The following is a 21,177-nucleotide window of genomic DNA, read 5'->3' as shown; positions in this document are numbered from 1 at the left end:
GTCAGTGTTTTTTTGTTATAATGGATGACGAATGGTAAATATGTGCAGAATAAAGGTGACTACATCGTATTGGAGGATGTTTAATGAATAAGGTTGAAGAAAGAAAAGTCAATGAAAATGGATTGAATCTCCATTTTATTCAAAGTAAAAAGTTTAAAACAATGAATATTGTGGTTAAATTAAAAGCACCATTAACACGTGAGACGATAACCAATAGAGCATTACTACCCTATATTCTGAAACAAGGGACAAAAACGTATCCGAGCAGAAAGGAACTTCAATTGAAATTAGATGCGTTATATGGAGCAGTCCTTTCCATTGATGGAGCCAAAAAAGGCGAAAATCATGTTATTAGTATTCGTCTGGAGGTGGCAAATGAAAAGTTTATCCCGGAAGAATCATCTATTATGGATGAAGGAATTGCGTTAATGAGTGAACTTTTATTTCATCCGAATGCGTCCAATCATTCCTTTGAACCGAAAACGTTTAATCGGGAAAAAGACACCTTAAGACAAAGAATGAATTCCATTAAGGATAATAAAATGAGCTATGCCAATATGCGTTTAATTGACGAAATGTGTGAAGGGGAACCCTATCATATCCATGTACATGGATATGAAGAGGACTTAAATGCGATAACGAAAGAATCATTATATGACTATTATCAATCGATGCTCAGAGAAGATCAGTTGGATATCTACGTACTCGGTGATTTTGACGAAGCAAAAGTGAAGAAAAAAATTACCGAATCCATGAAACGACATACGTCAGATTCCAAACCGCAGCAAGAAATAATAACGAAGAATAATACGAAGCCGAAAGAAATCATCGAAGAGCAAAATATTCAACAGGCAAAATTGCATATAGGTTACCGAACAAATACGACATTTCATGATGAAGATTATTTCGCCCTTCATGTTTTTAATGGTATTTTTGGTGGGTTTCCTAGTTCGAAATTATTTATCAATGTGAGAGAAAAAAACAGTCTAGCTTACTATGCTGCCTCTCGATTTGAAAGCCATAAAGGTCTATTATTTGTTTTAAGCGGGATTGCTCCAAATGACTTTGAAAAGGCCAGAGATATTATAAAACTGCAAATGAAGGAAATGAAAGATGGCAATTTTACGGAAACTGAAATAAATGAAACGAAAGAATTAATCGTTAATCAGTTATTGGAAACAATGGATAATCCACAGGGTTTAATTGAACTTCTGTATCAACAAGTGCTGGGAGAGAAAGAATTGAATCCAGAGGAATTAATTGCAACTATTAAAACAGTAACCAAAGACAATGTTGTGGAAGTTGCGAATAAAATAGAAGAAGATACAGTTTACCTATTAACAAGTGAGGGAGGAAAGTCCGATGCATAAACAAACGTACAGTGATATTTCGGAAACCTTATATGCAGCAAAATTGGAGAATGGGTTATCCGTTTATTTATTGCCAAAACATGAGATGGCTAAAACATACGGCGTATTCTCAACAAATTATGGGTCCATTGATCAGACGTTTACTCCAATTGGAGAAAGTGGAAAAATTACAGTTCCAGAAGGAGTCGCTCATTTTTTAGAGCATAAATTATTTGAAAAAGAGGACAGAGATGTTTTTGCAGATTTTGGAAAACAAGCCGCTTCTCCAAATGCCTATACCTCATTTACGAAAACAGCTTATTTATTTGCTGCTACCAATCATATTGAAAAAAATGTAGAGACATTAATTGATTTCGTTCAGGATCCCTATTTTTCAGAGGAATCCGTTGAAAAGGAAAAAGGAATTATTGCACAAGAAATCAAGATGTATGATGATCAGCCGGATTCACAATCATTCATGGGGACAATGAAAGCCCTGTTTCAAAATCATCCTGTAAATATAGATATAGCAGGTACGGTGGATTCCATTAACACGATTACAAAAGATGATTTGTATACTTGTTATAACACGTTTTATCATCCGGAGAATATGACATTATTTATTGCTGGAAATTTTGATGCTGATAGTATGATGAATTTGATTCAATCAAATCAACAAGCAAAAGAGTTTAAGAAGATGGATCATATAGAAAGAGAATTTCCGGATGAGCCAACAGAAGTTGCTATGAAAGAAAATAAACTTGTCATGCCGGTATCTATTCCGAAATGTACCATTGGAATTAAGGAATTATCCACTGCATTAAAAGGAGAGGCATTTTTGAAAAAGGATTTACTGCAAGGTATGATTATGGATCATTACTTTTCCAAAGGCGGGACATTTTATCAAATGTTATATAATGAAGCGCTTATTGATGGCAGTTTCTTTTTTGAGACCAATTTAGAGAAGAATTTCGGATATTCTTTAATAGGAAGTAATACGGATCGACCGGATGAATTCGCAGGGAAGGTGAAAGAACTATTATTGTCAACAAATACCGCATCGATTACAATGGAAGAATTGGAGCGTATGAAGAAAAAACAAATCGGTCAATTATTACGTGCAATGAATTCGTTGGAATTTATTGCAAATCAATATATTCATTATCATACGCTGGATATCGATTTATTTGAAGTGATTCCTACCCTACAATCCATAACACTTCAGGAAGTAAATGACTTCGTACAAGATTGGATCAAGGAAGATCGTATATCTGTATGTACTATAGCTGCGGAGTAAGGAGACAACATGGAGGGGAATGTATTAATTATCGGTGCGAGTGGAGATATTGGTGTATCAATAGCTGAACGATTGGCAAATGACGGATACCAACTACTGCTGCATTATAATAAAAATAAAAAAGTAATTGATGATTTTAGCAAAAAGGTTGATAAAGAAAGCCTGCTCACTGTCATACAAGCAGATTTAAAAAATGATACCATGATAAAAGATTTTCTAAACAAGCTTGTATTCCCGGTGGATTCTATTATTTTTGCTGGCGGTGCAGCGCATTTCGGCATTTTCCAGGATATCACAGAGCAAATAATGGATGAAATGCTCACCCTGCATGTGAAGGCACCATGGATGATTACACATCACTTATTACCTGAAATGATTCAACGAAAGTCCGGTAACATCATTTTCATAACATCCCTGTGGGGGATATTGGTGCAAGCGATGAAGTTGTTTATTCTTCGGTAAAAGGAGCACAAAATAGCTTTGTGAAGTCCTTAGCCAAAGAGGTTGCACCTAGTGGGATCTCCGTTAATGCTATTAGCCCAGGTTATATTGAAACAAAAATGAACAATCATTTAACCGAAAATGAGAAAGCAGCACTTATTGCCGAGATTCCGATCAATCGTGCCGGTTTACCTAGTGAAATTGCTCATACCGTTAGTTTCTTATTGGATAAGCAGTCGAATTATATTCAAGGTGAAATCATTCATGTAAATGGGGCCTGGAAGTAAAACGATTGATTTCTTTCATCATGTATAAACGATAAAAAAATTCAAATACTATACATGAAAAATGGAAGGAGGCTTTTGTATGTCAGTACTGGATAATTTTGATTCATGGAAGGGCTTTTTGGCCAGCAGACTTGAGCAGGCAGAGCAACAAGGAATGAGTGAGCAAACAATTACCAACGTAGCTGGTGAGGTTGGAGATTATCTTGCCAGCAATGTGGAAGCAAAAAATGAAGAAGAAGCAGTGTTAAGAGAATTGTGGAATGCTGCTTCAGAAGACGAACAAAAGGCGATTGCCAATACCATGATAAAAATGGTGAAAAATCAAGAAAATACAAATTAAAGCTGCATGATTGAAGGAGAAGCTGTATAATTATATATATAGCTTCTTTCTTTATTAATGAAGCTTTTATGGAACTCTTTTCACCTACATTAAAATCATTTATGATATAGACATATTTATTGTTTTTTTATGTTATTATAGGATAGAGTATGCGTTTAAAGGAGCTAATTATGGGGAAAACAGAATGGTACCTTGAATACGAAATTCAATACAACCGTCCTGGACTACTTGGTGATATATCTTCTTTATTAGGGATGTTATCTATTAATATTATAACCATCAATGGAATAGAGGATTCCAAAAGAGGAATATTAATTCTTTCCCAATATGATGAAAATATTACCCGTTTAAAGTCTATATTGGATACAATGGATACAATCAAAGTAATGAAAATACGCAAGCCAAAGCTTCGGGATAAATTGGCTGTACGGCATGGAAAATATATTCAGAGGGATACCAATGATCGGAAGACAATCCGTTTCGTACGTGACGAATTAGGAATATTGGTGGACTTTATGGCAGAGCTATGTAAAAAGGAAGAGCATAAATTAATCGGTATTCGCGGAATGCCTCGCGTTGGTAAAACAGAGTCGATCGTTGCTGCAAGTGTCTCTGCAAATAAGCGCTGGTTATTTGTGTCCAGTACACTTTTGAAACAAACCGTGCGCAGCCAATTGATTGAAGGTGAATACAATCCAGATAATATCTATATTATTGATGGGGTTGTTTCCAGTAGGCGCTCGGAAGATGAAAAACATTGGCAACTAATTCGGGAAATTATGCAGCTTCCTTCTATAAAAATAGTAGAGCATCCAGATGTTTTTGTACAGACAACAGCGTATACGATGGATGATTTTGATTATATTATTGAATTGCGTAGTGATGAAAATGAAGAGATTACATATGAACCTATTGAAAGGCAGCAATTCAGACAAAGTGACGGATTTTCTATGTTTGATTTTTGAAATGGATGGTGTTATTTATGGAAATAGGAGAAAGGCTAAGGGAAGCTAGAGAAACAAAAGATCTATCTTTGGACAGTTTACAGGAAACAACGAAGATACAGAAAAGGTATTTAGTTGCTATTGAAGAGGGGAATTTCCATATTCTCCCAGGCAAATTCTACGCTAGAGCATTTATTAAAGAATATGCTAATGCTGTAGGTTTAGATCCAAATGAATTGTTGGAAGAATACAAAGAAGAGGTGCCTAAAACGGAAGAAGAAAATGATGCACCATATACGCGAATACAGCGTACCCGAAAAGAAAGCAACGCAGAAAAAAGCCCGGCTATTTTTTCGCGTTTGCCTACGATAATTGTTATACTATTAGTCATTGGTATTATCCTAGCAGCTTGGTTTTTCTATATGCAGTCAACTTCCGGTAGTGATGAAGCTGATTCGCAGGAAGATCAAAATGATAATGAAGAAATTATAATTAATAATCCGGATGATGATCAGGACAACAGTGAAGAAGATGCGGCGGATGAATCAAACGAAGCGACGGAAGAAGACGCGGAAGAGGATGCATCAGAGGAAGAGGATGCAGAAGCAGAGTCAGAAGCAGAATTATCTTTAGCTGAAGAAGGGACGGGCAGTCCACCTGAATCTACATTTGATTTCACAGATACTGGCGAAGAAATTACTCTTACATTGGAGTCCAGCGGCAATACGTGGCTTGATGTTCAAAATGGAGATGGTGAATCTTTTTACAGCCAGGAATTTTCTGAAGATGAATCACCGATGGAATTCGATATGTCCGATGAGGAAAGAATTTATTTAAGTATCGGAAATGTGTCTGATCTTACGGTGACGATTAATGGGACAGAACTAGAATATCCAATTGACCCCGATGAAGAAGTATTTCAAAAAATATGGATCAATATGGATAGCGAAACATAAATAATCAGTATAGACCCTTCCCTTTATGTGATGTGGAAGGGTTTTATACCTGACATGATACTAGGAGGAAGGGAAGAGTCATGAATATACCAAATAAGATCACCATTTCACGTATTTTTTTAATCCCTATATTTATTATTTTATTAAGCGTTCCTTTTGATTGGGGAGAATGGAATATTGGCGGCAGTCAGCTCCCTGTTTCTCACTTCGCAGCAGCTTTACTTTTCATCATCGCCTCGACAACGGATTGGGTCGACGGCTATTACGCTAGGAAGTACAACCTTGTAACAAATTTAGGGAAGTTCCTGGACCCCCTGGCAGATAAATTACTCGTTACAGCAGCATTCATTTTGCTAGTAGAAATGGGACTAGCACCAGCATGGGTTGTTATTCTTATTATCAGCAGAGAGCTTGCTGTAACAGGACTCAGATTAGTTGCTGCTGGTGAAGGAATAGTGCTTGCGGCGAGCAATATGGGTAAATTAAAAACAGTGACACAAATCGTTGCAATCGCAGCTTTACTGCTCCATAATTTTCCGTTTGCTTATATTGGGTTTCCATTCGCTCAGGTAATGCTTTATATTGCATTATTCTTTACAGTATATTCTGGTTATGATTATTTTGTGAAAAATTGGCATGTTATGAGGGATTCTAAATAATGAAAAATGTAAAGTCGGAAATTATTGCAGTAGGTACAGAATTGTTATTAGGGCAAATTGCAAATACAAATGCGCAATGGCTGTCGGAGCGTCTCGCACTATACGGGATTAATGTCTACAATCATACAGTAGTAGGGGATAATCTACAACGTGTGGAAGATGCTTTTTCCCAAGCGCATGATCGTTCAGATATTGTCATAGTCACAGGAGGACTTGGACCAACCGAAGATGACTTAACCCGTGAGGCATTCCAGCGTATAAGTCATTTGGAACTGGTGGAGCACCCACCTTCTATGAAAAAAATAGAAACATTCTTTGCAAAGCAAGAATCAGTGATGACACCAAATAATCGAAAGCAAGCGCGGGTCTTTAAAGACGCTTATGTACTTAATAATCAGGTTGGGATGGCACCGGGAATGATTATCACACATGGTAGTACAACCTGGATCTTCCTGCCTGGTGTCCCGAGAGAAATGAAACAACTTGTTACAAATGATGTATTTCCTTACCTTCAAAAGTTGATTGGAAATGAAGAAATTATTAAATCAACGGTTCTAAAATTCATCGGTATTGGTGAATCAGCTCTCGAGCATGAATTACGTGATATCATTCAACATCAAAGTAATCCAACGATTGCGCCATTGGCACAAGATGAGGGTGTGGTCATTCGTCTCACAGCAAAAGAAAGATCCGAGGAAAAAGTGAATGATTTACTTGAGAATATGAAGCAGCAAATTTTAGCAAAAGTTGGTTCTCATTTTTATGGTGTTGATAATGAAAGATTAGAAAATCAGGTTATTTCTCTTTTAAAAAAACAAAACAAACGTATTGCAGCAGCTGAGAGTTTAACAGGTGGTATGTTTACAGATAAACTTATTACCGTGGAGGGTGCCTCTTCCGTTTGTCGTGGCGGTATTGTCTGTTATGACACCAAAGTAAAACAGGATGTGCTTGATGTTTCTAATGCGGTCATAGAAAAGAAAGGCGTAGTGAGTGCAGAATGTGCTCTTGAAATGGCTGATCATGTACGCAGAAAATTGGATGCTTCTATTGGAATAAGTTTTACGGGAGTAGCTGGACCAGATGAAGTAGAAGGAAAACCGACAGGGACGGTTTATATTGCCATTGCTCAAGATGCAGGCGACCAAACGATTGAAAAATTCACTTTTCAAGGCACTCGTAATGCAGTTAGAAAGAGAGCAACACTAAAAGGGCTTGAAATTCTTTTTAATTATTTAAAATGATAAAATTAGGGGATTTTTTTGTTGAAATTCATTTTTTACGTTCCCTGTTTTACTTTATAATTCTATTTTTCACTGAAAAATACGGATAAAATCAGAGAACATTTATTCGATTTTTTCTTGGCAAATCTTTAAAAACGATGTATGATGTAAATAGGTACTAAAAGGAGGCAAATACGTTGAGTGATAAAAAACAGGCATTAGACATGGCGCTAAAGCAAATAGAAAAGCAATTTGGCAAAGGGTCAATTATGAAACTCGGGGAACAGGCTGCACAAAAGGTAGCAACAATTCCAAGCGGATCACTAGCTCTAGACGTAGCACTGGGAATAGGCGGATATCCTAGAGGTAGAGTAGTAGAAATATATGGCCCTGAATCATCGGGTAAGACGACTGTAGCTTTACATGCTATTGCAGAAGCACAGCGAAAAGGTGGACAGGCAGCTTTTATCGATGCTGAACATGCGCTTGATCCAACATATGCAAGAGCATTGGGTGTAGATATTGAAGAATTACTCCTATCACAACCTGATACGGGTGAGCAGGCACTTGAAATTGCTGAGGCGCTTGTTCGAAGTGGTGCGGTTGATATAGTTGTTGTGGATTCCGTAGCGGCATTAGTTCCAAAAGCGGAGATTGAAGGAGATATGGGTGATGCACATGTAGGTTTACAAGCACGTCTTATGTCTCAAGCTCTAAGAAAGCTTTCAGGGTCCATTAATAAATCCCATACGACTGCTGTATTCATTAATCAGATACGTGAAAAAGTAGGTGTTATGTTTGGCAATCCGGAGACAACGCCTGGTGGACGTGCGCTGAAATTCTATGCATCTGTTCGTTTGGAAGTTCGTCGCGCTGAAACGCTAAAACAGGGTAATGAAATTATGGGAAATAGGGCTAGAATAAAAGTAGTTAAAAATAAAGTAGCGCCGCCATTCAAGCAAGCGGAAGTAGATATCATGTATGGACAGGGAATTTCAAAAGAAGGGGAAATTCTTGATATTGGCTCTGACTTGGATATTGTTCAAAAAAGTGGTGCATGGTATTCCTATAATGGAGAAAGACTAGGTCAAGGCCGAGAAAATTCCAAACAATATTTTAAAGACCATCAGGAGATGATGGCAGAAGTTCATGAAGCCATTCGAGAATATTATAATTTAGATGGTACGGAAAAAGAAGAAAAACAAGAAGGAAATGAGCAACAAGAAGAAGGACAGGAAAGTATGGACATATAATAGTTGTCGAAGTGAGTAATCAATCCTTTACTGGTATCCGGTAGAGGATTGATTTTTGATCTTCGTTCGCGTAATTCTTGTAAGATTACTTGTGACGTTTCCTTGACAATAGTCATGTAGACAATTAAAATTAACATGTATAATTTTATAATTTCTATTATAAGATATATTAATTATTTATGCATTGATCATGGTACATGCCGACAAATAATGAATTGTACAACTTTATAGCAATAGGAGGTGAAATCATGGACAATCCTTTAATCATCTCCATTTTGCTTGCTCTAATCCTAATCGTCGGTATTGTTGTTGGTTATCTGATTCGTAAATCTATTGCGGAAGCTAAGATTTCCAGTGCGGAAAATTTAGCAAAACAAATAGTTGATGAGGCGCATCGAAACGCAGATACCTCTAAAAAGGAGGCACTTCTTGAGGCGAAAGATGAAAATCATAAACTTCGCCAGCAAACAGAAGAAGAATTACGTGAAAGACGTTCAGAAACACAAAAGCAAGAAAATCGTCTGATGCAAAAAGAAGAAAATTTGGACAGAAAAAGTGAAACACTGGACGAGCGTGAGCTCTTGTTAGAGAAAAAGGAACAATCACTAACAGAAAAACAACAACAAATTGAAGAAATGGAAAGCAAAGTGGAAGCTATGAAACAAGAGCAGCAAACTGAGCTTGAGCGCATTTCAGGATATACGACGGACCAAGCAAAACAAGTTATTTTAGAGCGGATCGAAAAAGAAGTGACACATGAGTCAGCATTAATGGTTAAGGAAGCTGAAAACCGTGCCAAAGAAGAGGCTGACAAAAAGGCAAAAGACATTCTTTCGCTAGCCTTACAGCGTTGTGCTGCAGACCACGTTGCTGAAACAACAGTATCAGTAGTAAACCTTCCTAACGATGAGATGAAAGGTCGTATCATCGGACGTGAAGGACGTAATATACGAACGCTGGAAACCTTAACTGGTATTGATTTAATTATTGATGATACACCGGAAGCGGTAATTTTATCTGGTTTTGATCCGATACGACGGGAAACTGCTCGTATGGCATTGGAAAAACTGGTACAAGATGGCAGAATACACCCAGCCAGAATTGAGGAAATGGTGGATAAAGCCAGACGTGAGGTTGATGAATATATACGGGAAACTGGAGAAGAAACAACATTCGAGGTTGGAATACATGGTCTGCATCCAGACTTAATCAAAATACTCGGTCGTCTAAAATATCGTACAAGTTATGGCCAAAATGTCCTGAAGCACTCAACAGAGGTTGCCTACCTCTCTGGTTTACTGGCTGCTGAATTAGGTGAAGATATAACGTTAGCAAAAAGAGCCGGCTTACTTCATGATATAGGAAAAGCAATTGATCATGAAGTGGAAGGCAGTCATGTTGAAATCGGTAAAGAGCTTGGAATAAAGTACAAGGAGCATGAGGTAGTTATTAATGCCATCGCTTCTCACCATGGCGATGAGGAAGCAACTTCCGTCATTTCTGTATTGGTAGCTGCAGCTGATGCATTATCTGCTGCACGTCCTGGTGCAAGAAGTGAGACATTGGAAAATTACGTTAAACGTTTGGAAAAGCTTGAAGAAATTTCGGAGTCCTTTGCAGGGGTAGAGAAATCCTTTGCAATTCAAGCTGGAAGAGAGATCCGAATTATGGTTAAACCTGATGAAATCGATGATATTGAATCCGTAAGCATTGCTCGGGATATTCGAAAACGGATTGAAGGAGAACTTGATTATCCAGGTCATATTAAAGTAACCGTTATAAGAGAAACAAGATCAGTTGAATATGCGAAATAAAAGCGATCATTTTGATCGCTTTTATTTTTATTAAGGAATGTTTTTTGACAATACATAAGCATTATGAAAAACTAATATTATAATAAAAGAGAAGGATGATCGAACCAATGAAAATTTTATTCATAGGAGATGTGGTCGGTTCCCCAGGCAGGGATATGGTGCAAGATTATTTACCAAAATTAAAAGAAAAGTACCGTCCGCACATGACAATTATTAATGGAGAAAATGCAGCGTCCGGAAAAGGAATAACAGAGAAAATCTATAAGCAATTTTTAGAGTCGGGTGCTCAAGTAATTACAATGGGAAATCATACATGGGATAAAAAAGAGATTTTTGAATTTATTGAAGATGCAACGTACATGATCAGACCGGCAAATTTTCCTGAGGGAACTCCTGGCAAAGGGTTGGTATTTGTAAATATAAACGGGGTAGAAATAGCTGTTATCAATCTGCAGGGACGCACATTCCTTCCGGCCATTGATGATCCATTTCGCAAAGTGGATAAGCTGATCGATGAAGCCAAAAAACGCACAAATATTATTTTTATTGATTTTCACGGGGAAGCAACAAGTGAAAAACAGGCAATGGGTTGGTATACAGATGGAAGAGTGAGTGCAGTTGTCGGTACACATACGCACACTCAAACAGCGGATGAACGTATTTTACCAGAAGGAACTGCATATATTTCAGATGTGGGGATGACGGGTTCCTATGATGGCATATTGGGTATGGAGAGAGAAGCAGTGTTGAAACGCTTTTTAACGTCTTTACCGGTACGTTTTGAAATTAATAAAAAGGGTAGAAAACAACTAAATGGCTTTATCGTTTCTATTGATAAAAATAGCGGAAAGGCAATGAAAGTAGAACGTATTTTAATAAATGATGATCACCCATTCTTCGGCTGATTAATTGAATCTTTCGAATTATTGATGCATAATAGGGAATAAGCTAACATCTCCAGGAATATAGTAGCAATAGAACTACATTAGTAAATGAAGGAGGTACTAGTAATGGACGTATTAAAAGTTTCAGCTAAATCAAATCCAAATTCAGTAGCAGGCGCACTTGCAAATGTACTACGTGAAAATGGCTCAGCGGAGATGCAGGCAATTGGTGCTGGTGCGTTAAACCAGTCCGTTAAAGCGGTTGCCATAGCTAGAGGATTTGTGGCACCAAGTGGAGTCGATTTAATTTGTATACCGGCATTTACCGATATTATGATCGATAATGAAGAAAGAACAGCAATTAAGTTAATTGTAGAGCCTAGATAGATGTGAAAAGAAATGGACTTTAGTGTTACGCAGAAGCGTAGCACTATTTTTTAATTTCCATGTCATATACCGGAAGTTTTTATTTGCGCTTAACCAGCATGTATTGTTTAATTTATATATAGCCTTTATACTGGACGGGTAAGCTAATGTTAATTTCTATAAAAAGAAAGGAAATTCGTTATGAATGAACAACAACGAAAAGAACAGTCGCAAATAAAGCAGGAAAATTCCGCGGACATAAAATCCGGTCAGGATAAACCCTTGCATGAGAAAACGAGCGCGGATTTTGCAAAGTATTTTGAGACAACCTATGAACCACCGAATTTGAACAAAGCACGTAAACGTGGTCGGGATCAGGTAAATGTTCACTATGACTTCCGAATTCCAGAAGATATGGAAAACATAGGTAAAGGAAAAAAATTCTTAATCCGTACATATGGTTGTCAAATGAATGAACACGATACAGAAGTGATGGCTGGTATTTTAACGGAAATGGGTTATGAAGCAACGTTCGATACCAATGAAGCAGATATCATTTTATTAAACACATGTGCAATTAGAGAAAATGCGGAAAATAAAGTATTCGGAGAAATCGGTCACTTAAAACCGCTTAAATTAGAAAATCCGGATTTGATTTTAGGTGTTTGTGGCTGTATGTCACAGGAAGAATCTGTCGTAAATAAAATTTTGGAGAAGCATCAGCATGTGGATTTAATTTTTGGGACGCATAATATTCATCGCTTGCCGCATTTAGTAAAAGAAGCAATGTTTGGCAAGGAGAAAATTGTGGAGGTATGGTCCAAAGAGGGGGACATTATTGAAAACCTTCCAAAGGTCCGCAAAGGAAAAATTAAAGCATGGGTGAATATCATGTATGGCTGTGATAAATTCTGTACCTACTGTATTGTACCAATGACGCGTGGGAAAGAGCGTAGTCGCAGTCCGGAGGATATTATTCAGGAAGTTCGGCATTTGGCTGCCCAAGGCTATCAGGAAGTTACACTACTCGGACAAAATGTGAATGCATATGGAAAAGACTTTGAAGGGATGACTTATGGTCTGGGTGATTTAATGGATGATATTCATAAAATTGACATACCACGAGTTCGTTTTACAACATCACATCCTAGAGATTTTGATGATCGTTTGATTGAAGTGTTAGCTCAAGGTGGTAATCTTCTGGACCATATCCATTTGCCCGTACAGTCAGGTAGTAGTGAAGTGTTAAAACGCATGAACCGTAAATATACTCGGGAGGATTATTTAGAGCTGGTTCGTAAGATTCGTCAAGCCATTCCAAACGCAACACTCACCACCGACATCATCGTTGGATTCCCAAATGAAACGGAAGAGCAATTTGAAGAGACAATGACACTGGTGGAAGAAGTTGGCTTTGAGGCAGCTTTTACATTCATTTATTCCCCGCGTGATGGCACACCAGCTGCACGAAAAAAAGACGATGTGCCTGAAGATGTGAAGAAACAGCGTCTGTACCGTTTGAATGAACTTGTGAACAAACAATCTGCCGCGTCCATGAAATCGTATGATGGAGAGATCGTTCAAGTACTTGTTGAAGGTGAAAGTAAAAAGGACCCTGATGTTCTTGCTGGCTATACAACAAAGAATAAACTTGTAAACTTCAAAGGGCCTAAATCATCAATTGGAAAAATTGTTGATGTTAAAATTACAGAATCCAAAACATGGTCATTAAATGGTATAATGGCAGAAACTACAGCAGAGGTGAACTAAGATGGCCGAATACACAAGAGCCCAAGTACTGGATGAAGCAAAGAAATTAGCAGATATGCTTGCAAGTACAGAAGAAATAGATCGTTTTAAACAAGTGGAAGCTAAGATAAATGATAATAAAAAAGTGCAGCAATTAATAACAAAAATAAAAACACTACAAAAACAAGCCGTAAACTTTCAAGCATACGAAAAAAAAGAAGCCTTGAAAAAAGTGGAAGCTGAAATAGACCGGCTTCAGGAGGAAATTGATGAAATTCCTGTGGTACAGGAATTTAAAGAATCGCAGGTTGTCGTAAACGATGTATTACAGTTGGTATCCGGCACGATTGCTAGAGAAGTTACCAATAATGTCATTGAGTCGACCGGCGGCGATATTCTTGCGGGAGAAACAGGATCCAAAGCAAAGAAAAGCACATCAAGTTGTCACTAGAATAATTATAACCAGGGAGGAAGAGATATCTTTTCTCACCTGGTTTTTATTTATTTTACCCCCTAATACCTTATCTTTCCGTGCTTTTAAAAATTAGCTATGCACTTTAGGTATTTGTCTTGCATAAAATGACAATGAAAAAAGAGGAGGTAAAAGTAGTTATGACTTTTCTTGAAAAAGACTATAGAGAAATCATTACAAAAGCTGTCTGTGGTAAGGGACGGAAGTTTACGCAAGCCAGCCATACCATCGCACCATCCCATCGGCCTTCGAGTATTTTGGGTTGCTGGGTGATCAATCATTTATATAACGCTAAGAAAAAATCAGATGATGAAGTGGAAGTTAATGGTAGCTATGACATAAATATTTGGTATTCGTATAATGATAATACGAAAACAGAAGTCGTTACAGAAAGAGTAACTTATAGTGATATTATTCCGCTTTCTGTTATGGATGATAACTGCATCAATGATGAGTATGATGTTATTGCCAAAGTAATTCAGCAACCAAATTGTCTGGAGTGCAAAATTGCTAGTAAAGGACAGAAAATTACCGTTGAAATCGAAAGGGAATTTGTCGTGCAAGTTATAGGTGAAACCAAGATAAGTGTGAAAGTTAATCCAAAGTGGGATAAAGACGATGAAGATGATGAGGGCTGGGATTTCAAATTAACCGATGATGAGTTAAGCGACGTGGAAGCCGATTTTTTAAATGAAAAAGACTAACTGGATTACGAGGGAGAAACTTCCTCGTAATTTTTCTGTCTCGATTATCTACTTTAGAATATGGTATAATTACATAAGTATATATAGGCTTTTGGAGGGTTCATTATGGAAAAACATACACCAATGATGGAGCAATATTTGGAAATTAAAGCAGAACATAAGGATGCCTTCCTGTTTTTTCGCTTAGGTGATTTTTACGAAATGTTCTTTGATGATGCAATTAATGCTGCAAGGGAATTAGAAATTACACTTACACAACGAGATCCCGGACAAAAGGAACCAATACCGATGTGCGGGGTTCCTTATCACTCAGCGAGCAATTACATAAAAACATTAATAGAAAAAGGTTATAAAGTAGCAATATGTGAACAAGTGGAAGATCCAAAAGAAGCAAAAGGTGTCGTAAAAAGAGAAGTCGTACAGCTAATTACACCAGGAACGGTTATGGAAAGCAATATGCTAAGTGATGGTGAGAATAATTACATTGCAAGTCTTTCCCACTTTAGCGATGGCTCTTATGTCATTGTATACAATGATTTATCTACAGGGGAAAATCGGATTGCCCTTATTACGAACGGCTGGGATGGGGTCATACACGAATTATATAATCAGCCAATCAAAGAAATTGTTATTTCTACTAATTTACCCCAAGATTTACAAGAACAACTACGTGATCGCCTGCAAGTAACTTTATCCTATCAGGATGAGGTTACATTCAGTGCGGAATTTCGCTCCTTGAGTGGGAATTTAAATGATGAACGTCTAATGCAAGCCTTTAGCCGCCTGTTGAACTATATACAGCATACTCAAAAGCGATCACTTGATCATTTGCAGCAAGCTATGGTGATTGAGTTAAATGATTACTTATCACTTGATATGTACTCCAAGCGGAACCTAGAATTAACAGAAACCATACGGAAAAAAGGAAAACGTGGGAGTTTATTATGGGTTCTTGACCAAACAGTGACAGCCATGGGCTCTCGAATGTTGAAAAAGTGGCTGGAACGTCCTTTATTGAACCGAGGTCAGATTGAACAACGACTTGAAATTGTGGAAGGTTTTTATCAAGGATTCATGGAGCGGGATACGTTGCGGGAAATATTAAAATCAGTCTATGATTTGGAGCGTCTTGCAGGTCGAATTGCTTTTGGTAATGTAAATGCACGTGATCTTATTCAATTAAAACAATCGCTTCAACGAATTCCTGAGTTAAAATTATTGTTGGCGCAATTTGGGAGTGGTGAAATTAACCTTTTAGCTGACGATCTCGTTGTTCCTAACCATATCGTAGATCTATTACATGAAAGTTTAGTAGATGATCCACCATTATCTATTAAAGAAGGTTCACTTATGAAGGACGGCTATAGTGAGCAGCTTGATACATACCGAGATGCTTCAAGAAATGGAAAACAGTGGATTGCGCAGCTGGAACAAAAAGAGAAGCAGGAAACAGGTATTAAGTCACTTAAAATAGGTTATAATCGTGTGTTTGGTTACTATATCGAAGTCACTAAGGCAAATTTGCATCTGTTGCCTGAAGGAAGATATGAACGGAAACAGACACTGACAAATGCAGAACGTTATATTACACCGGAGTTAAAGGAAAAAGAACAGCTTATATTAGAAGCAGAGGAAAAGAGTGTAGATCTCGAATACAATTTATTTATCGAGATTCGCGAACAAATGAAGGAATATATCCCCAGTCTGCAACACCTGGCTGATGCAGTTAGTGCGATTGATGTGTTACAAGCATTTGCAACCGTAAGTGAAGCAAATAATTACAAGCGTCCTACATTTGTAGATAACCAATTATCCATTAAGAATGGACGTCATCCTGTGGTAGAGCAGGTTATGAAAGAAGGATCATTTGTTCCAAACGATATTTCCTTAAATAATAACAAGAATATATTGTTAATAACTGGGCCGAATATGTCAGGAAAGAGTACGTATATGCGTCAACTGGCGTTAACAGTAATTATGGGGCAGATCGGTTGTTTTGTACCAAGCGACGAAGCGGAACTTATTATATTTGATCAAATCTTTACAAGGATTGGGGCTGCAGATGACCTTGTTTCAGGACAAAGCACATTTATGGTGGAAATGCTGGAAGCAAATCATGCAATAGTTAATGCAACAGACAGAAGCTTAATTTTACTGGATGAAATCGGACGCGGGACAAGCACATATGATGGGATGGCTTTGGCACAAGCCATTGTAGAATACATTCATAATAACATTCATGCAAAGACACTTTTTTCTACACACTATCATGAGTTAACGACACTGGAAGACTCCTTATCGAGTTTGAAAAATATTCATGTTCGAGCGGAGGAACATGAAGGCAATGTGGTTTTCTTACATCAGATTAAAGAGGGTGCTGCAGATGAAAGTTATGGTATCCAGGTAGCGAAACTGGCCGATCTACCGCAGGATTTAATTGAACGCGCTAGTTCTATTTTGGAGCAATTGGAAAGGAATGATAAGCCTAAACCCGAGACTGAAAAAATAGAGTCCGGCCAACTTTCTTTTTTTGTTGAAGAAAAGAAGCCAGCCAAGAAGGCAAAGCCTGCTCATTCCAATGAAAAAGTTATAAATGAATTAAGGCAGATGAATTTATTCGAAATGACACCATTAGAAGCAATGAACACATTATATAAGTTGCAAAAAGACGCTAAAAAGTAGTTTTAGCTGTATAGGAGAGGATTGTTTGCATGGAAATCGTACAAATGCCTGATAGGTTAGCTAATAAAATAGCAGCTGGTGAAGTAGTTGAGAGACCTGCATCTGTTGTGAAAGAATTAGTTGAAAATAGTATTGATGCAAACAGTGCATGGATAAAAGTAGAAATTGCTGAAGCAGGACTAGATCATATTAAAATAACGGATGATGGGGATGGTATGTCTGAAGAAGATGGTGAAAGAGCATTTTTACCACATGCTACAAGTAAAATAAAAGATGAGAACGACTTACTCCATGTAAAAACCCTTGGTTTCCGTGGCGAAGCACTTGCCAGTATCGCATCTGTTAGCCGATTGACGATCAGAACTTCCCAAGGGAATAGAGCTGGTATAAAGCTATCTCTAGAAGGTGGAAGCATTATAGAAAAAGCAAAAAGCGATGCCCGTAAAGGATCAGAGGTATTGGTTGAAGATTTATTTTATAATACACCGGCACGCTTAAAATATATGAAGAGTATTCATACAGAACTTGGACACATCACAGATCTACTTAACCGATTGGCATTAGCTCATCCTGAAATTCGATTTGAAGTAACCCATAACGGCAAAGGTTTATTTAAAACTGCTGGTAGCGGCGATATCTTACAAGTTATTTCACAAGTTTATGGGATGAATACAGCGAGAAAAATGTTGCCGGTTCATCAGGAAACACTCGATTTTTCCATTGAAGGCTATATTGCTAAGCCGGAAGTAACAAGGGCATCACGATCCTATATTTCTACCATTATTAATGGTCGGTATATTAAAAGCATCCCCTTAACGAAAGCAATCATGCAGGGATATCATACACTATTACCAATTGGACGTTCACCGATTGTTATACTTACTATTCGTATGGATCCTGTTTTGGTAGATGTCAATGTACATCCGACAAAATTGGAGGTGCGTTTTAGTAAAGAAAAAGAACTATTTGCAGCAGTTGAAGAAATGATAAGAAATAAATTTCGCGAGACTACGTTAATTCCGGATATGGAACCGACCCAAGTAAAGAAAGAGAAATCGGAGCAGCATATCATGCAATTTGAGGAAACAGCTAAACCAATGGATTGGGATGCAAAGCCACAAGTTCATGAACAACAATCTAACCTGGGTAGCAAAGAGCAATATGATTTTGAACTGCCATCCAGTGAGACCCCTTCTACCACGTGGGAGGTTGAATATACACAACCTCCACAAGAAGGAACAAACATTCACCAAGAAGGGGTAAATAAACAACGTATTCCTACCATGTATCCAATTGGTCAGGCTCAAGGGACCTATATTTTAGCTCAAAATGAAAATGGTTTATATATGATTGATCAGCATGCTGCTCAGGAAAGGATTAAATATGAATTTTTTAAGAAAAAATTAGGGGAAACAAATAACGAATTACAGGAATTGCTACTCCCACTAACATTTGAATTTTCTAAGCAGGAATCCATTTTTATCGAACAGTATAAAAAGGAACTCGAAAAAGCAGGTTTATTCTTTGAATCTTTTGGCCACCAAACTTATGTCATTCGTTCCCACCCGAATTGGTTCCCAAAGGGTTTTGAAGAAGAGGTCATCCGAGAAATGATTGAGCAAATTATGCAGGAGGAAAAAATTAATGTAGAAAAGATACGGGAAGATGCAGCGACTTTAATGTCCTGCAAACGCTCCATAAAAGCAAATCATTATTTGAATCAGGATGAGATGTTTCAATTGTTGGAAGACTTACGAAAATCCATTGACCCATTTACATGTCCGCATGGCAGACCAATAATTATTCATTTTTCTACCTATGACCTTGAAAAAATGTTTAAACGAGTGATGTGATGGCGTATAAATTATTTGCACCTCGTTAAAGATAGGGAAAATGTAAAAATGAGGTGTCCTATGGATAATCAAAGACTAATTAATTTTCTCAACCAACAATTATCCAATTACTTTGTTATGTATGTGAAATTGCATCGTTATCATTGGTTTGTTCAAGGAAGGCATTTCTTTCAGTTACATGAAACGTTTGAGGAAATGTATCAAACATTTGCTGTTGATCTTGATGAAATTGCAGAGCGAATTTTAATGATTGATGGTAAACCGCTGGCAGTCATGCGTAAATTTTTGAAAGAGACAACCTTACATGAAGCAAACGCTGATGATAAAGAAGATGAAATGATTGCCCAATTGATTCAGGACTATGAGCAGATTATTTCAGAAATACGTGAGGGTGGAATAAATCTTGCAAAAGAAAGTGATGATGAACCAACTGGTGATATGCTAATTTCTCTACAGGCAAAACTCGAAAAATATGTCTGGATGCTTAAGGCATATCGTGCATATGAATAAAAGAATTAATCAAGGGGAATGCTAATGAAAAAGACTGTCATTGCGATCGTAGGGCCAACTGCTGTAGGCAAAACCAAATTAAGCATTGAAATTGCAAAACGATTTAATGGTGAAGTTATCAGTGGTGATTCTATGCAGGTATACAGAGGTCTTGATATCGGTACAGCGAAGATAACGGAAGATGAGATGGAAGGAATTCCCCACTATATGATAGACATAAAGGATCCGGATGAGGATTTTTCCGCAGCGGATTTTCAATACTACGTTCAAACATATATAGATGAAATTTCCTCTCGTAATAAAGTTCCAGTTATTGCTGGTGGTAGCGGCTTATATATTCAGGCTGCATTATACAATTATAATTTCTCCAAACAGAAGAGAAATGACGCTGTCACGGAACGATTAGAAAAAGAGTTGGAAAATGATGGGGTTCTGCCATTATACAATCGTTTAAAAGAAACTGACCCAGAACAAGCTGCTAAAATTCATCCGAATAATCATCGTCGTGTGATTCGAGCATTGGAAATTTACGAAATCACTGGTTTGACAAAGACGGAGTATCAGCAAGAACAAGAGCTTGAGTCACCATACAATCTAATTATAATAGGAGTGGAGATGGATAGAGCGAATTTATACGATCGAATTAATCGTCGTATTGATACAATGGTAAAGAATGGACTAGTAGCGGAGGTAAGTCGTTTATATGATCAAGGATTTGAAAACTGCCCATCCATGAAGGCGATAGGCTATAAAGAATGTATCCCCTACATAAAGGAAGAACAAAGCTTTGAGACGTCCATTGAATTATTGAAACGTAATTCCAGAAGATATGCCAAACGTCAATATACATGGTTCAAAAATAAAATGGATATTATGTGGTATAGAATCACACCTGAAACCATGGACGAGAGATATCAAATGATTTTAGATGATTTAGCAGGAATTTTAAAAAATAGATAGAATTATATATAATATAGATAGAAAAGAGGAGGAAACGCCATGGCCCAAACAGCAAATGTTCAAGATCAATATTTAAATCAACTGAGGAAAAACCATATTCCGGTTACTTTATTTCTAACAAATGGGTTCCAGTTAAGAGGAATTGTTAAAGCATTTGACAATTTTACTGTTGTTTTGGAAACGGATGGGAAGCAACAACTTATTTACAAACATGCGATATCCACTTTTTCACCTGTTAAAAATGTTTCCCTTGAAAAGGAATAAGTAAGTAAAAAGCGGTCGCTGCCTGAGCGCCCGTTTTTTCTTTTTAAATGAACGATTCTAATACTGCAATCGGTTATTTTCACCGGGGTTTCTACTAAAATGGCCTCTTCCTTTTGAATTTTTAAAAAACATGTCCGGCATTTTCTTCCTAGGCGTTTGTCACAACTTTT

General features: G+C 37.4%; 19 protein-coding genes and 1 pseudogene. All 20 read left to right on the top strand.

What is annotated here, in order from left to right; translation table 11 throughout:
- Positions 1–83 precede the first annotated feature (83 nt).
- The 20 genes and pseudogenes from yfmF (at position 84) to hfq (ending at position 21,007) form a co-directional block, all read left to right on the top strand.
- Positions 84–1,370 carry an EF-P 5-aminopentanol modification-associated protein YfmF gene (gene yfmF, locus KFZ56_RS11240; protein WP_222642019.1) on the top strand — a complete coding sequence of 429 codons (1,287 nt, stop codon included), beginning with the start codon at positions 84–86 and terminating at the stop codon, positions 1,368–1,370.
- Positions 1,363–2,646: an EF-P 5-aminopentanol modification-associated protein YfmH gene (gene yfmH, locus KFZ56_RS11235; protein ID WP_222642018.1), complete on the top strand. Its 1,284-nt coding sequence runs from the start codon at positions 1,363–1,365 to the stop codon at positions 2,644–2,646. Before yfmF ends, yfmH begins: the two co-directional genes overlap by 8 nt.
- A 9-nt stretch (positions 2,647–2,655) precedes the next feature.
- Positions 2,656–3,354: pseudogene (locus tag KFZ56_RS11230) on the top strand (SDR family oxidoreductase); the annotation flags it as partial.
- 99 nt (positions 3,355–3,453) lie between these two features.
- A complete protein-coding gene (locus tag KFZ56_RS11225) occupies positions 3,454–3,714 on the top strand; it encodes a DUF3243 domain-containing protein (protein WP_222642017.1) in 261 nt (86 codons plus the stop codon).
- Between the two features lie 170 nt (positions 3,715–3,884).
- Complete coding sequence (locus KFZ56_RS11220) at positions 3,885–4,679, top strand: YmfK family protein (protein ID WP_222642016.1); 795 nt, start codon at positions 3,885–3,887, stop codon at positions 4,677–4,679.
- Positions 4,680–4,696: 17 nt separating this feature from the next.
- The gene (locus KFZ56_RS11215) at positions 4,697–5,614 is read left to right on the top strand and encodes a helix-turn-helix domain-containing protein (RefSeq protein WP_222642015.1); all 918 of its coding nucleotides are present in this window, start codon (positions 4,697–4,699) and stop codon (positions 5,612–5,614) included.
- A gap of 80 nt (positions 5,615–5,694) precedes the next feature.
- Positions 5,695–6,273 carry a CDP-diacylglycerol--glycerol-3-phosphate 3-phosphatidyltransferase gene (gene pgsA, locus KFZ56_RS11210; protein ID WP_222642014.1) on the top strand — a complete coding sequence of 193 codons (579 nt, stop codon included), beginning with the start codon at positions 5,695–5,697 and terminating at the stop codon, positions 6,271–6,273.
- Entirely contained in the window at positions 6,273–7,517 is a 1,245-nt protein-coding gene (locus KFZ56_RS11205; protein WP_222642013.1) for a competence/damage-inducible protein A, read from the top strand. The genes pgsA and KFZ56_RS11205 overlap by 1 nt, the downstream gene beginning before the upstream one ends.
- Before the next feature lie 176 nt (positions 7,518–7,693).
- Entirely contained in the window at positions 7,694–8,749 is a 1,056-nt protein-coding gene (gene recA / locus KFZ56_RS11200) for a recombinase RecA (RefSeq protein WP_222642012.1), read from the top strand.
- Between the two features lie 248 nt (positions 8,750–8,997).
- Entirely contained in the window at positions 8,998–10,563 is a 1,566-nt protein-coding gene (gene rny, locus KFZ56_RS11195) for a ribonuclease Y (protein ID WP_222642011.1), read from the top strand.
- Between the two features lie 107 nt (positions 10,564–10,670).
- Positions 10,671–11,468 (top strand): 2',3'-cyclic-nucleotide 2'-phosphodiesterase, encoded by a 798-nt coding sequence (gene ymdB / locus KFZ56_RS11190; protein ID WP_222642010.1) that lies wholly within the window; start codon positions 10,671–10,673, stop codon positions 11,466–11,468.
- 105 nt (positions 11,469–11,573) lie between these two features.
- On the top strand, positions 11,574–11,834 hold the full coding sequence (locus KFZ56_RS11185; RefSeq protein ID WP_222642009.1) for a stage V sporulation protein S: 261 nt from the start codon (positions 11,574–11,576) through the stop codon (positions 11,832–11,834).
- Between the two features lie 180 nt (positions 11,835–12,014).
- On the top strand, positions 12,015–13,583 hold the full coding sequence (gene miaB / locus KFZ56_RS11180) for a tRNA (N6-isopentenyl adenosine(37)-C2)-methylthiotransferase MiaB (protein ID WP_222642008.1): 1,569 nt from the start codon (positions 12,015–12,017) through the stop codon (positions 13,581–13,583).
- A 1-nt stretch (position 13,584) separates the two neighbouring features.
- Positions 13,585–14,013: a YlbF/YmcA family competence regulator gene (locus KFZ56_RS11175; protein ID WP_222642007.1), complete on the top strand. Its 429-nt coding sequence runs from the start codon at positions 13,585–13,587 to the stop codon at positions 14,011–14,013.
- A gap of 161 nt (positions 14,014–14,174) precedes the next feature.
- Complete coding sequence (locus tag KFZ56_RS11170) at positions 14,175–14,738, top strand: outer spore coat protein CotE (protein WP_222642006.1); 564 nt, start codon at positions 14,175–14,177, stop codon at positions 14,736–14,738.
- A gap of 105 nt (positions 14,739–14,843) precedes the next feature.
- The gene (gene mutS, locus KFZ56_RS11165) at positions 14,844–17,420 is read left to right on the top strand and encodes a DNA mismatch repair protein MutS (RefSeq protein ID WP_222642005.1); all 2,577 of its coding nucleotides are present in this window, start codon (positions 14,844–14,846) and stop codon (positions 17,418–17,420) included.
- 29 nt (positions 17,421–17,449) lie between these two features.
- Positions 17,450–19,273 carry a DNA mismatch repair endonuclease MutL gene (gene mutL, locus KFZ56_RS11160; protein WP_222642004.1) on the top strand — a complete coding sequence of 608 codons (1,824 nt, stop codon included), beginning with the start codon at positions 17,450–17,452 and terminating at the stop codon, positions 19,271–19,273.
- A 60-nt stretch (positions 19,274–19,333) separates the two neighbouring features.
- Positions 19,334–19,783, top strand: coding sequence for a Dps family protein (locus tag KFZ56_RS11155; RefSeq protein ID WP_222642003.1), 450 nt, complete (start codon positions 19,334–19,336; stop codon positions 19,781–19,783).
- 24 nt (positions 19,784–19,807) lie between these two features.
- Positions 19,808–20,743: a tRNA (adenosine(37)-N6)-dimethylallyltransferase MiaA gene (gene miaA / locus KFZ56_RS11150; protein ID WP_222642002.1), complete on the top strand. Its 936-nt coding sequence runs from the start codon at positions 19,808–19,810 to the stop codon at positions 20,741–20,743.
- Between the two features lie 39 nt (positions 20,744–20,782).
- Positions 20,783–21,007: an RNA chaperone Hfq gene (gene hfq / locus KFZ56_RS11145; RefSeq protein WP_222642001.1), complete on the top strand. Its 225-nt coding sequence runs from the start codon at positions 20,783–20,785 to the stop codon at positions 21,005–21,007.
- The last annotated feature ends 170 nt before the right edge of the window (positions 21,008–21,177 follow it).

It is taken from the genome of Virgibacillus sp. NKC19-3 (assembly GCF_019837165.1).
GTDB lineage: Bacteria > Bacillota > Bacilli > Bacillales > Amphibacillaceae > Virgibacillus_L > Virgibacillus_L saliphilus.
Note: the sequence above shows the minus strand (reverse complement) of the source record. Positions and strands in the feature narration are given on the sequence as shown.